This window comes from Burkholderia sp. Ed8 (assembly GCF_040761425.1).
Lineage (GTDB): Bacteria > Pseudomonadota > Gammaproteobacteria > Burkholderiales > Burkholderiaceae > Burkholderia > Burkholderia seminalis.
Map to the genome: position 1 here is coordinate 2,013,072 of NZ_CP142886.1, position 13,680 is coordinate 2,026,751.

Below are 13,680 nucleotides of genomic sequence, written 5' to 3' on the forward strand. Positions count from 1 at the left end.
CGGCGCAGGGCCGCGCGTTTTTGCATACACTGCACGGCAACGCGCGGCATCGGGCTGCGCATCCCGTCACCGTGCACATGCCATGTCCGATTACCCGATCTATCTCGACGCGCTCGATGCGAGCGTCGCCGCCATCGAGCGCTGGCTGTCCGGCATCGACACCGCGCCCGCGGCGCTCGACGCGCTGCTCGCCGCGTTTTCCCCCGGCTTCACGATGATCCTGACCGATGGCCGCGTGGTCGACCGTGACGGCACGCGCGCGCTGTTCGCGAAGCTCGTCGGCGCGAAGCCGGGGCTGCGCATCACGCTGTCGGAGATCCGCGTGCTCGCGGCCGACGCATCGCATGCGGTGATCACCTATCTCGAAGCGCAGCACGCGGCGGCGGGCGCGCTGCCTGCGCGCCGCGCGACGGCCGTGTTCGAGCGCGACGCGGCGGGCGTCGTGCGCTGGACCCATCTGCAGGAAACCTTCTGCACGGCCTGAGCGGCCGCGTATCAGCGCTTGCGCGTGCGGGCGACCGTCAATTCGTCGGACACGCTCTGCATCAGCGCGCCCAGCCACGCGATGTCGGTCGGCCGGTCGGGCTGCGGATGCGTGAGCAGGTAGCTCTTGATGCGCGGGAACGGCACGGGCGGCGTGACGACGACGAGCGGCAGCAACTGCGCATAGTGCGTCGCGAAGCGGCGCGTCGTCGTGAAGATCAGGTCCGACTGCAGCAGTACCTGCGGCACGATCCCGAAGTACGGCAGCGTCGTCACGATGCGCCGCGTGAGGCGCGCACGAGCGAGGCCGATCTCGATCGCGTTGCGCTTGTCGCCGGTGTACGGCGTCGGCGCGACGTGCGCGGCCGACGCATACGCTTCGCGCGTGAGCGGCACGTGCGCGAGCGGATGCGTATCGCGCATCAGGCATACGATCGTGTCGGAGAAGAGATCCTGGCGCACGAACCGCGGGTCGGGCTTCGGCCAGTTGCCGATCACGAGGTCGAGCGCGCCCGATTCGAGCGCGCCCGCGTGGTCGAGCGCGGGATTCAGCGAGTCGATTTCCAGATGCGCATGCGGCGCCGCGTCGCGAAAGCGCTCGATCAGCGTCGGCATGAAGAAATCGTTCAGGTAGTCGGGCGCCGCGACGCGGAACGTGCGCCGCGCGGACGACGGATCGAAGTCGCCGTGCGGCGTCGCGATGAAGTCGACCTCGCGCAGCGCGCGCGACGCGGCCTCGAGCAGCGATGCGCCGTATTCGGTCGGCACCATGCCGGATTTGCCGCGCACGAGGATCGGGTCGTTCAGCGTCTCGCGCAGCTTGCGCAGCGCGGTGCTGATCGCGGGCTGGGTCTGGTTCAGCCGCAGCGCGGCCTGCGTGACGCTGCGCTCGAGCAGCAGCGTGCGCAACACGCGCACGAGCCAGATATCGAGCGAGGCGGTACGGTCGTCGTCTTCCATCGGATGGGGGTGATTCGGGTGACGCGTAACCTTACCGCAGCCGCGCGTTGGCGTGCGTGATACCGGCCATCACGCGCGACCCTTCGGCAGCGCACTGATCCGCTTGACCTCGCGCGATTCGAGCCAGTTCGGCGTGCGTGCGCAGTACAGCACCATCGGCAGCGCATCCTCGCCCCAGAACAACTGCTTGTTCATCCAGAACGTCGGCACGCCGAACACGCCGAGCGCGATCGCATCGGCGTTGTTGCGGGCCAGTTGCGCGCTCGTTTCCTCGAATTCGATCAGCGCATCGCCATGGCCGACGCCGACGCGCTCGCACAGCGCCGCGAAGCCTTCCGGCGTCGACGGATCGTTGCCCTCGCGCCAGATGAAGCGGAACATTTCCAGCACGGTCGCGATGTCGGCGCGCAGCGCGATCGCGAGGCGCAGCAGCTTGTCGGAATCGAACGGGTGCGCGGGCGGCATCTTGAAGCGAATGCCGAGCTGTTCCGCGCGAAACAGCGCGTGACGGTACGTGAACACGCGCTTGGCCGGCACGTCGGCGCTCGGGCGCTGCCCCCAGTGGCGCTGCAGGTCGAGCAGCGAGACGGCGACGGGTTCGAACGGCACGTCCGGCCATTTGTCGTGCTGCTCGAGCAGCAGATACGAGAACGGCGACACGAAGTCGAAGAACCAGGCAGGTTGGGCGGTATCGAGGCCGGTTGTCATGTCGTTCTCCAGAGGGTGGGGCGTGCGGCGCCTGGCGGCGGCCTCCATGTTACGCGGCGGCACGCGCATGCAGCAATGATCGCGGATCGTCCGCTCACGCGGAACCGGGAGTCGCCCGGGGGGCGCCGTCGGCCGGCGGCGGCGCGGCTTCGGCGCGTGCCGGCGGCGGCCCGCCCGCGCCGGGCGGGGCCGTCGGCGTATCCGGGTCGTGCGACGTGAGCCGCTCGCGCACGAAGCCGATGTGCTCGCGCAGCACGTAGAACTGCCCGGCGTACGCGAGCGGCATCTTCATCCGGTTCACGGCTTCCTCGATGTCGTCCAGTTGGTCGAGCAGCTGGACGCGTTCCTCGGCGGTGTGCTCGCCGAGCGCGCTGCGCTCGAGCGCGATCAGCGCGCCGTACCAGCGGTAGATGCGCGAGCGCACGCGCCAGCCGTACAGCGACGGCACGAGCCGCAGCCCGGGAATCAGGACGACGATCAGCGGCACGACCACCACCAGCAGCCGGTCGACCAGGCTCGCGACCCAGAACGGCAGCCGCCGGTACAGGAAGGTCTTGCCCGACTTGTAGTAGCGCGCGGCGTCGTCGGACAGCGGAAACCCGCGCGTGACGGACGACGGGAACTCGCCCGCGTGCTGCAGGATCGTCGCGTGGCCGTGCACCTCGCGCGCGGCCTCGATCAGCAGGTCCGACAGCGCGGGGTGCAGCGAATCGCGCGCGACGAGTTCGATCGTCGGTGCAACCGTGTGGATGTCGGCCGGCGGCAGGTTGCGGCCGAGATCGTAGACGCCCATCGGCAGCGTGATCGCGGTCAGGTAAGGAAAGCGCCGCGCGTACGCCTCGGCCTGCGTGAACGAGTACACGTGCACGCCCGGCGCACGGAACAGTTTCGCCATCACCGGGATCTGCGTCGAGTCGCCGGACAGGAACGCCGCGTCGATCTTGCCGTCGAGCAGCGCGGTTGCCGCGTCCTCGCCGGCGGTCGGCAGCAGCTCGGTCGAGCCGCCCGGCACGATGCCGTTCATCTTCAGCAGCGCGAGGCTCAGCTCGCGCGCGCCGCTGCCTTCCGCGCCGAGCGCGAGCCGCTTGCCCTTGAAGTCGGACAGGCGCGCGACCACCGGACCGCGGTACATGATCGCGAGCGGCACGTAACCGATGCTGCCGAGCGACACGAGGTGCTCGTCGCGCTCCTTCGGGCCGATGCCGCTCTGCACGAAACCGACGTCGACCGGCGCGTTCGGGTTGGACAGCCGCGCGAGGTTCTGCGCGGATCCTTCAGACGACTGGACGTCGAGCGTGACGCCGTTCTTCGCGAGGATCGTCTTGTACTTCTGCGCGGCGTTCCAGTACGTGCTGCCGGGCGGGCCGGACGAGATCACGAGCGTGGACGGCGGCGCCGGCTGGATCAGCCTGACGGCGAGCCAGACGGCCGCGGCGGCGAGCAGGACGGTCGGGCCGATCGACAGCGCGAGGTCGCGCCACGACACCGCGACGAAGCGGGCGAGGATGCGACGAGGCGGACGAGGGCGGGCAGGCTTCATGGGGTCGGCGGATGACGCTGGCGTGACGCATCGATGACGGTCGGGCGATTGTCGCGGGCGATGCGGATGCTCGCGGCGATGGTACCCGGTTTCACCGTGCGTGCGCGAATCGGGCAGCCCGGCGCGGCGCGGCGGCGACAGCGGCGGGCGGCCCCGCGTCAAAAGCTTTGCGCTTCCGCGGGCGCTGGATTACATTGTGCGACGCAGCCGCGCCCGATTCGCGCGCGACCCGGCACGCAATGAGACCGGGCGCGTCCGGCCGGCGGCTGTCCGGCCCGGCCGGCCCGCTATCAGCGTGCGCCGGCCGCCGGCCCGTGTCGCCTCTCTCGTATCGCCGTGGAAAACACCGGCTGTCCCGCCCGTTCGCGCGCGGGCCGGCTGTTTTTGGGGGTATCCGGCCGTACTGTGCACGGCCGTTCCGGAGTGATAAGGAGATAGCATGAAGTCGATCGTGTTGAGAGCGTTGGGCGTTGCCGCCGTGGCGGCCTGCCTGTCGGGCAGCGTGTATGCGCAGTCGAGCGACGCAGCGGCAACGGAAGCGCCGGCGGCCGCGACCAGCGCGCCGAAGGCCGCCGCGAAAACCGCGAAGAAGGCCAACCGCAAGCTCGGCTACGCGGTGCGCAAGGCCATTTCGAAGGAACAGGGCGTGAACGTGTCGAACCTCGTCGTTCGTTCGAAGGGCGGCGCGATCACGCTGGAAGGCACGATGCCGGCCCAGGACCAGATCGACAAGGCCGAAGCCGCGGCGAAGGACGTGAAGGGCGTGACGTCGGTCACGAACAAGCTGACGGTTCAGCAGCAGTGATGCCGGGCGGCGGCGCGCGAGCGCCGCGCGCGCTCGTTTCCAGGCGGGCCCCGGCATGCCGGGGCCCGTTTGCGCTTCAGAGGCCGCGGGCCGCGCGCGACGCGGCGGCGGACCGATAACGAAATCGAGGGGGCGGCGATGACGAGACTCGGGTGGGGCAGGCGGATGGGGTGGGGCGCGGTGCTGGCCGCGCTCGCGATGCTCGGTGCGTGCAACGGCGACGATACGGCCGAGCGCAATCGGCTGCCCGGCTTCGTGTCCGGCAGCGTGCGCACGACGGCCTACGACGGCGCGAGCGACGACCTGCTGACGGCCGGCCTCGGCAAGACGGGGCTGGCGGCGGCGAGTGCGCCCGGCTTCGCGAATCCGGCGCGGCCGACGAGCGCCGAGTTGCGCCGCCTCGCGATCTGGTCGAACTACCGTGCGCTCGTCGACATGAGCGCGAACGGCGGTTACGGCCGCTTCTGGGGGCCGAACGTCGATCTCGACGGCAACGACACGCTCGGCGAAGGCAAGATCCCCGGCACCGAATACCTCGCGTACTCCGACGACGGCAGCGGCACCAGGAACGTGACGCTGCTCGTGCAGGTTCCCGCCCGCTTCAATCCCGCGCAGCCATGTATCGTCACCGCGACGTCGTCGGGCTCGCGCGGCGTGTACGGCGCGATCTCCGCGGCCGGCGAGTGGGCGCTCAAGCGCGGCTGCGCGGTGGCCTACAACGACAAGGGCGGCGGCAACGGCGCGCACGAGCTCGGTACCGACACCGTCACGCTGATCGACGGCACGCTCGCCAACGCGGTGCTGGCCGGCACCGCGAGCCTGTTCACCGCGAACGTGACGAGCGGCGATCTCGCCGCGTTCAACAACCGCTTTCCGAACCGCTACGCGTTCAAGCATGCGCATTCGCAGCAGAATCCCGAGCAGGACTGGGGACGCGTGACGCTGCAGTCGGTCGAGTTCGCGTATTGGGCGCTCAACGAGCAGTTCGGGCCGCTGATCGACGGTTCGCATCACGGCGTGCGCTATCGCGCGGGCGACATCACGACGATCGCCGCGTCGGTCAGCAACGGCGGCGGCGCGTCGCTCGCGGCGGCCGAGCAGGACAGCCGCGGCTGGATCACCGCGGTCGTGGTCGGCGAGCCTCAGATCAACGTGCGGATGTCGCCGAATGCGGTCGTGCGCACGGGCGGCCAGCCGGTGCCGTCGTTCGGCCGGCCGCTGGCCGACTACGCGACGCTCGCGAACCTGCTGCAGCCGTGCGCGGCCGCGTCGGCGTCGCTCGCCGGCGCGCCGTACCTGAGCGCGCTGCCGGTCGCGACCACGCAGTCGATCCGCACCCAGCGCTGCGCGACGCTCGCCGCGGCCGGGCTCGTGTCGGGGGCCGACACGCAGAGCCAGGCGGCCGACGCGCTCGCGCAGCTCCACGCGGCCGGTTATCTGGCCGATTCCGACCTGCTGCAGGCGCCGATGTGGGATTCGCAGGCGATTCCGGCGATCGCGGTCACCTACGCGAATGCGTACACGCGCTCGCGCGTCACCGACAACCTGTGCAACTTCAGCTTCGCGACGACCGATCCGGCGACGGGCGCGGTCGCGGCGCCGGCTGCCTCGCCGATGCCGGCCGTGTTCGGCGTCGGCAACGGCGTGCCGCCGACGGCCGGCATCAACCTCGTGTTCAACAACGGCGCGGGTGTCGACCACCGGCTCGCGACGCCCGATGCGAGCTTCGCGGGCGCGCTGTGCCTGCGCCAGCTGTGGACGAACGGGATGCTCGGGATGCCCGCGAACGTCGATGCGGTACGCGTGAACGCGAACCTGCACGGCAAGCCGGCGATCATCGTGCAGGGCCGCAGCGACGCGCTCGTGCCGGTGAACCACGCGTCGCGCGCATACGTCGCGCAGAACGGCATCAGCGAAGCCGGGCGCAGCCAGCTCGTGTTCTACGAGGTGACGAACGGCCAGCACTTCGACGCGTTCCTGCCGGTTGCGGGCTTCGACACGCGCTTCGTGCCGGTCCACTACTACAACCTGCAGGCGCTGAACCTGATGTGGCAGCACCTGAAGAACGGCGCGCCGCTGCCGCCGTCGCAGGTGATCCGCACGGTGCCGCGCGGCGGCAGCCCGGGCGCCGCGCCGGCGCTGACGAGCGCGAACCTGCCGCCGATCTCGGCCGCGCCGGGCGCGAACGCGATCACGACCGGCGCCGGCGCGATCGACGTGCCGCTCTGACGGCCGCCGCCGCGCCGCCCCCGCCAGGCCGGACAGTCGTCCGGCTTTTTTCTTTTCGTCGTCTGGAATCGGTCCCGTATAGCCTTTTATCGGATTGGCGAGCTCCGTAACAAATTGTTACTTTACGGCGGAAAATCCGGAACCTATTATGCGCCGGTATTTTCACTTAATTTAATAAATTCCAGATACGAGAATATTCCTTTCCGTTTAGTTAATCGATCCTTTCGATTTTGTTAAATCGGCTCGGGCTGCGCTTGGTCGCCGTTTGGCGATTAATCTGCATCTCGCCGAGGGGGTTCGTTCGTCTGTCTGAAGCGAAGGTTCCTTGCCGGGCATGCTTTGCGGGGCGTCTTATTGCCGTCGATTTTGTGCAAATGCGGATTGGCGGAATGAATCCGAATTGCTGCGGATTATTGAATTGTCGTTTGCAATGGAATTGCTTCCATTGTGCAGTCGCAAAAAATGGGTGGGGTAAATCATGCCGGTCGATATTCGTCGACCCGGTAAAAAACTCGGAGTGCGTCGCATAACGAATGCATTCCCGGTGCGGAGCGCCGGCGCAAATGATCCTTTGCGGCCGGCGGTATTTATCGTTCTGTTCGAGAGGCAATAATGACGACACGGAAGTCCTTGAAAGACGGTTTCGCGCTATTCGGAACGACCTTGAGCGTGCCGCTCGCCGCCGCAGCGGCCGCGGCGCTGCTCGTCACGGGGTGCGGCGGCGACGACGGGCCGAGCCCGACTGCTTCGGCCGCCGCGGCGGCCGCGACGTCCAGCGGCAGCACGCAGGCCAACACCAATGCGACGGCCGCCGCCGCGGCCGACCAGCCGTACGTCGACACCGACGTGTACGGCACCGGGCCGAACGACGCGGTCACGGATTCGACCGAAGGCGCGGCGGTCGTGCACCGCCAGGTCACGATCGGCGGCAAGACGATCAAGTACACGGCCACCACGGGCCACCTGACGACGATCGATCCGGTCACGTCGGCGCCGAACGCGAAGATGTTCTACGTCGCCTACACGCAGGACAACCCGGATCCGTCGAAGCCGCGCCCGGTCACGTTCTTCTACAACGGCGGCCCCGGCTCGTCGTCGGTCTACCTGCTGCTCGGCTCGTACGGGCCGAAGCGCCTGCAGTCGTCGTTCCCGAACTTCACGCCGCCCGCGCCGTACAAGCTGCTCGACAACCCGGACAGCCTGCTCGACCGCACCGACCTCGTGTTCATCAACCCGGTCGGCACCGGTTATTCGACAGCGATCGCTCCGGCGAAGAACAAGGATTTCTGGGGCACCGACCAGGACGCCCACTCGATCGACCGCTTCATCCAGCGCTACCTGACCAAGTACTCGCGCTGGAATTCGCCGAAGTTCCTGTATGGCGAGTCGTACGGCACCGCGCGCAGCGCGGTCGTGTCGTGGGTGCTGCACGAGGACGGCATCGACCTGAACGGGATCACGCTGCAGTCGTCGATCCTCGACTATGCGAACGCGCTGTCCGCGCCGGGCACGTTCCCGACGCTCGCGGCCGATGCGTTCTACTGGAAGAAGACGACGCTCAACCCGACGCCGACCGATCTCGACGCGTACATGATCCAGGCCCGCAACTACGCGGACAACACGCTCGCGCCGCTCGCGCAGAAGCCGAACCCGCAGGACGGCGGCTTCGTCAACGTGCGGCTGAACCTGAACCTGCAGACCGCGCAGCAGATGGGCGCGTACATCGGCACGGATCCGACGTCGCTGATCCAGACGTTCGGCAACCCGGCCGCGCTCGGCAACGTGCCGTCGTCGGACGACAACCCGCCGTACACGTTCTTCCTGACGCTCGTGCCGGGCACGCAGATCGGCCAGTACGACGGCCGCGCGAACTTCACGGGCAAGGGCATCGCGCCGTACATCCTGCCGAACTCGGGCAGCAACGATCCGTCGATCACGAACGTCGGCGGCGCGTACACGGTGCTGTGGAACAGCTACATCAACACCGACCTCAAGTACACGTCGACGTCGTCGTTCGTGGACCTGAACGACCAGGTCTTCAACAACTGGGATTTCAGTCACATCGACCCGACCGGCGCGAACAAGGGCGGCGGCAATACGCTGTACACGGCCGGCGACCTCGCATCGACGATGAGCGTGAACCCGGACCTGAAGGTGCTGTCGGCGAACGGCTATTTCGACGCCGTCACGCCGTTCCACCAGACGGAGCTGACGCTCGCGCAGATGCCGCTCGATCCGACGCTCAAGGCGCAGAACCTGACGATCAAGAACTACCCGTCGGGCCACATGATCTACCTGAACGACGCGTCGCGGACCGCGCTGAAGGGCGATCTCGCCAACTTCTACGACGGCATCCTCGCGAACCGTACCGCACTGCAGCGCGTGCTGAAACTGCAGGCGCGCACGCAGCAGCTCAAGCAGCAGAAACTGCAGCAGCAGGGGCAGTAAGCGGCGCGGGCGGCACGTCGCCGCCCCGGATGGACGACAGCCCGATCGGCGCAGGCCGGTCGGGCTGTTTTTTCCTGGGTCGCGGCGGATGAGCGGCGTATCGGAGGCGCCCGCCGGGAAAAGGCGCAACCGCGAGGGAAGGGCGACGCCGGAACCGCTTACGCGAGCACGAGCCTGACGCCGACCGCGACGAGCGTCGCGGCGAGCAGGTTGCGCAGCAGCCGCTCGGGCGCGCGCGCCGACAGCAGGCTGCCGATCACGATGCCCGGCAGCGAGCCGAGCAGCAGCGACAGCAGCATCGACCAGTCGACCGAGCCGAGCAGCCAGTGGCCCATGCCGGCGACCAGCGTGAGCGGTACCGCGTGCGCGATGTCGGAACCGACGATGCGGGTCGTCGCGAGCAGCGGATACAGCAGCAGGAGCACGGTGACGCCGATCGCGCCGGCGCCGACCGACGTCATCGACACGAGCACGCCGAGCACGGCGCCCGTCAGCACGGTCGACCACAGCGTGCGCGCGGGGCTCGGCGCGAGCGGGTTGCGCGCGGCGAACGCGGTGAGTTGCGGCCGGAAGATCAGCGCGATCGACGTGAGCAGCAGCGCGATGCCGAGCACGAGCTGGATCATCCGCGCGGTGCCGGGCGCATTCATCCCGTGCGTATGCAGCCACCACAGCGTGATGGCCGCGGCCGGCACGCTGCCCACCGCGAGCCGGCCGGTGATGCGCCAGTCGATCGACCCTTTCAGGCCGTGGACGAGCGTGCCGGTGGCCTTGGTCGCGGCCGCGTACAGCAGATCGGTGCCGACCGCCGTCGCGGGGTGCACGCCGAACAGCAGCACGAGGATCGGCGTCATCAACGAACCGCCGCCGACGCCCGTCAAGCCGACGAGAATGCCGACGAACAGGCCGGACAGGGAGTACAGCAGATCGATATGGGGAAGCGACATCGGAAGCAGGCGGTTATGCGGCGTTCTGCGGCGGCGCGTGGCTGCGGCGCGCGCGTCAAAGTCCGCCATTGTCGCAAATGTGGCGCGTCGGCGTACGACTGCGTTAAAAATAGGCCGGGAAAGCCCGCGCGACGGGCGGGCGGACGGCGGGGGCGCGGTCGTTCGGATGGGCGGTGCGGCCGATCGTGTGCGATCGGGCCAAACGCATGACGAATCCGGCGCGTGCCGCGCCCGGCATGCGTAAAAAAGGGCGCGACAGTGCGCGCCCCGGTTCGATGGCGGCGGCCGCCGCTCAGTGCATCGCGGGGCCGGTGCCTTCGACGGCTTCCTGCCGCCGGATGCGCAGCGCGAAGCCGATCAGCGCGGCCACGGCGGCGAACACCGCGCCGAATGCGAATGCCGCGTGGTAGCCGCCGTTCAGCGCGGCGAGCGGCGCGGCCTGCGCGGCCGCGAGCACATCGGTGCGGGCGGCCGCGAGGCTCGCGAGCACCGCGAGGCCGAGCGCACCGCCCATCATGAACGCGGTATTGACGATCCCCGACGCCAGCCCCGAATCGGCAGGATCGACGTCGCTCATCGCGGCGAGCAGCATCGGGTTGAACGCGACGCCCGCGCCGATGCCGAGCAGCGTCATGCCGGGCAGCACGTGCAACACGAAGCCGCCGTCGACCGGCGCGCGCGAGAACAGCGCGAGGCCGCAGGCCGCGATCAGCAGGCCGGCCGCGATCGGGCCACGGATCCCGAAGCGCATCACGATCCGCGCCGACAGCCCGAGCGAGAACGCGGCCATGATCAGGTTCGCCGGCAGGAACGCGAGCCCGACCTGCAGCGGCCCGTATTGCAGCACGCGCTGCATGTACAGCGCCGACAGGAAGAACCACGCGAACATCGCGGCCGCCCACAGCACGGCGATCACGTTCGCGAGCGCGACGTTGCGCGCGGCGAACAGCGAGAGCGGCATCAGCGGATGCGCGCTGCGCGCCTCGATCGCGATGAACAGCGCGAGCAGCACGGCGGCCGCGCCGATCAGCGCGACGGTCTGCGTCGACAGCCAGCCGGCCTCGTTGCCGCCGACGATCCCGTAGACGGCCAGCATCAGGGAAGCGGTCACGGTGATCGCGCCCGCGACGTCGAGCCGCGCGGCGCCGGCCGGCGCGCGCCTGCGCGGCAGCAGCGCCGCGCTCATCGCATAAACCGCGATGCCGATCGGCAGGTTGACGAGGAAGATCCAGTGCCACGACAGCGAACTCGTCAGCAGCCCGCCGAGCAGCACGCCGATGCTGCCGCCGCCCGCGCAGACGAAGCCGTAGACGCCCATCGCGCGTGCGCGCTCGCCGGGCTCGGTGAAGAGATTCATGATCAGCGACAGCGAGACGGCCGACACCACCGCGCCGCCGAGCCCCTGCACCGCGCGCGCGGCGATCAGCATCGTCTGCGATTGCGCGAGGCCGCATGCGAGCGACGCGAGCGTGAACGCGACGAGGCCCGCGAGAAACATGCGCCGCTGGCCGTACAGGTCGCCGAGCCGGCCGCCGAGCAGCAGGCAGCCGCCGAACGTCAGCAGGTACGCGTTGACGACCCACACGAGGGCCGTTTCGGTGAAATGGAGGTCGGTGCTGATCGACGGCAGCGCAACGTTCACGATCGTGCTGTCGAGCACGATCATCAGCACGCCGAGACAGAGAACGATCAGCGCGTACCAGCGTTTCACGCCGTGGATCCCGTGAGTCATGGGCTCGCAGCCTTCTGACAGTTATTTGAAGGGATGCATTGTAGACGTCATCGGTGCGCGCTTCCTGCCGGTTTGTGGCAGGAGCGTCGCGTAGTGGCACGCATCCGCGGACGGGCGGGCCGGACGCATCGACGCGCGTTACGCGCGCGCCGGCAGTGCGCAGCCGTCGGGGCCGCAGGCGGCCGCGTCGGCGCCGTCGAGTTCGACGATGCCGTCGCGCCACGCCTGGTCGAGCGCCTGCGCGAAGGCGTCGGCCGGCTGCGCGCCCGACACCGCGTAGCGGCCGCCGAACACGAACAGCGGCACGCCGCGCCCGCCGATCTGCGCGGCGCGCGCGATGTCGGCTTCGACTTCGTCGCGGTACGCATCGCTGCGCAGCACGGCTTCGACGGCCGCGCGTTCGAGCCCCGCCTCGACCGCGAATTCGGTCAGCGCCGCGTGATCGAACAGCGAGCCGTGTTCGCAGAAATACGCGCGGTACAGCCGTTCGGTCAGCGCGTGCGCGCGGCCCGTCGCTTCCGCGAGCTTCACGAGCCGGTGGCCGTCGAGCGTATCGCCGACGAGCGTGCCGGGCAGGTCGTAGCGCAGTCCGACGCTCGCGGCCGCATCGGTCACCTGGCGCAGCATCTGGTCGACCTGCGCGGGCGACATCCGGTATTTGCCCGCGAGCATGACCTCGACCGGCTCGACCGGCTGGCCGGGCATCAGCCGGTACGCGCGCAGCACGACGTCGACGCGATCGGCGTGCGCGAACGCGGCGAGCGCCTCGTCGAAGCGGCGCTTGCCGATCCAGCACCACGGGCAGATCAGGTCGGACCAGATTTCGACGGTCAGGGTCGGGCGGGCAGTCGGGGCGGGAGCAGTCGTCATGGGCGGTTCCGGGCGGCAATGAAATGTAACCGTGATTGTATCATTTCGTGCTTCGACACCGCCGGTCGCGCGAAGCTTCGTGTGGAGCGGGGGCGCGCCCGGCGTACCACGAAGCATAGACAGGGAAACGGCATCCCGATAGCGACGACCGAGGCGGCCGTCGTGCGCTCGCCGCAGGGCGCTTACGCGTCGCCCTGCGTTTCCTTCAGGTGCTTGAGGTGTTTGTAGACCGTCGCGCGCCCCATCCCGAGGACGTTCGCGACGTAGTTGGCCGCGCTCTTGCCGCGGAACGCGCCTTCCGCGTACAGCGCCTCGACGAGCTCGCGCCGGTGCTCGCGCGTGAGCCCGTTCAGCCCGACCTGCCGCTCGCGCAGCCAGCCGTGCAGGAACGTGTTGATGCGCTCCTGCCAGTCGTCGCGGAACAGCTCGTCGGGCTGAGCGACGACGCCCGCGCCCTTGATGAACAGGTCGAGCGTCGCGCGCACCTCGTCGAACACCGCGATGTTGAAGTTGATGCACATCATCCCGGCCGGGCGGCCTTCGTCGTCGAACAGCACGTTGCTGACGCAGCGCATCCGCCGGCCGTCCCAGTTCAGCTTCTCGTACGGGCCGATCACGCGTTCGCGCGCGGAATGATCGATTTCCTCGAGCGCGGAATCGTCGCCGACCTCGCGCTTGGACAGGTTGTTCGCGAGATACAGCACGGTCTGGTCGTGCAGGTCGTGGATCACGACTTCCGCGTACGGGAAGAACAGCGCGGCGATACCGTCGGCGATCGGCGCATAGCGGGTGAGCAGCAGGTCTTTGACGGGGGATTTCTTCTTGCGCATCGGTGTCGCCATCTCGGGTGGGCGGGGGCCGGGCAGCGCATCGGGCCGGCGCACGGGCATACCGGTGGCCGGCATGCCCGTGCGCCCGCGCGCGGCCGCCGCGGCGGTTGCGCCATTGTATCGGCCCC

At 69.1% G+C, this 13,680-nt stretch carries 11 protein-coding genes; 4 read left to right on the forward strand and 7 right to left on the reverse strand.

What is annotated here, in order from left to right; translation table 11 throughout:
- Positions 1-82: 82 nt before the first annotated feature.
- Positions 83-484 carry a nuclear transport factor 2 family protein gene (locus VXM69_RS23240; protein ID WP_367189272.1) on the forward strand — a complete coding sequence of 134 codons (402 nt, stop codon included), beginning with the start codon at positions 83-85 and terminating at the stop codon, positions 482-484.
- Positions 485-495: 11 nt separating this feature from the next.
- On the opposite strand, the gene VXM69_RS23245 is transcribed toward VXM69_RS23240, so the two are convergent.
- From VXM69_RS23245 to VXM69_RS23255, 3 genes are all read right to left on the reverse strand, one after another.
- Positions 496-1,443, reverse strand: a complete 948-nt coding sequence (locus VXM69_RS23245) for a LysR family transcriptional regulator (protein WP_034187239.1) — start codon at positions 1,441-1,443, stop codon at positions 496-498.
- Positions 1,444-1,512: 69 nt separating this feature from the next.
- Complete coding sequence (locus tag VXM69_RS23250) at positions 1,513-2,151, reverse strand: DsbA family protein (protein WP_034187240.1); 639 nt, start codon at positions 2,149-2,151, stop codon at positions 1,513-1,515.
- 94 nt (positions 2,152-2,245) lie between these two features.
- On the reverse strand, positions 2,246-3,691 hold the full coding sequence (locus VXM69_RS23255; RefSeq protein WP_124607838.1) for a TAXI family TRAP transporter solute-binding subunit: 1,446 nt from the start codon (positions 3,689-3,691) through the stop codon (positions 2,246-2,248).
- A gap of 439 nt (positions 3,692-4,130) precedes the next feature.
- Between VXM69_RS23255 and VXM69_RS23260 the strand changes: the two genes are divergently transcribed.
- The 3 genes from VXM69_RS23260 to VXM69_RS23270 all read left to right on the forward strand — a co-directional run bounded on the left by VXM69_RS23260 (position 4,131) and on the right by VXM69_RS23270 (position 9,173).
- On the forward strand, positions 4,131-4,496 hold the full coding sequence (locus VXM69_RS23260; protein WP_034187242.1) for a BON domain-containing protein: 366 nt from the start codon (positions 4,131-4,133) through the stop codon (positions 4,494-4,496).
- Positions 4,497-4,634: 138 nt separating this feature from the next.
- Positions 4,635-6,725 (forward strand): D-(-)-3-hydroxybutyrate oligomer hydrolase, encoded by a 2,091-nt coding sequence (locus tag VXM69_RS23265; RefSeq protein WP_226227309.1) that lies wholly within the window; start codon positions 4,635-4,637, stop codon positions 6,723-6,725.
- 612 nt (positions 6,726-7,337) lie between these two features.
- Positions 7,338-9,173: a S10 family peptidase gene (locus VXM69_RS23270; protein WP_049029236.1), complete on the forward strand. Its 1,836-nt coding sequence runs from the start codon at positions 7,338-7,340 to the stop codon at positions 9,171-9,173.
- Between the two features lie 158 nt (positions 9,174-9,331).
- On the opposite strand, the gene VXM69_RS23275 is transcribed toward VXM69_RS23270, so the two are convergent.
- The 4 genes from VXM69_RS23275 to VXM69_RS23290 form a co-directional block, all read right to left on the reverse strand.
- On the reverse strand, positions 9,332-10,120 hold the full coding sequence (locus VXM69_RS23275) for a sulfite exporter TauE/SafE family protein (protein ID WP_034187453.1): 789 nt from the start codon (positions 10,118-10,120) through the stop codon (positions 9,332-9,334).
- Positions 10,121-10,412: 292 nt separating this feature from the next.
- Complete coding sequence (locus VXM69_RS23280; protein WP_367189273.1) at positions 10,413-11,852, reverse strand: DHA2 family efflux MFS transporter permease subunit; 1,440 nt, start codon at positions 11,850-11,852, stop codon at positions 10,413-10,415.
- Positions 11,853-11,990: 138 nt separating this feature from the next.
- Positions 11,991-12,722 carry a DsbA family oxidoreductase gene (locus VXM69_RS23285; protein ID WP_069706555.1) on the reverse strand — a complete coding sequence of 244 codons (732 nt, stop codon included), beginning with the start codon at positions 12,720-12,722 and terminating at the stop codon, positions 11,991-11,993.
- Between the two features lie 182 nt (positions 12,723-12,904).
- On the reverse strand, positions 12,905-13,552 hold the full coding sequence (locus tag VXM69_RS23290; protein WP_011694181.1) for a PAS domain-containing protein: 648 nt from the start codon (positions 13,550-13,552) through the stop codon (positions 12,905-12,907).
- Positions 13,553-13,680: the final 128 nt, after the last annotated feature.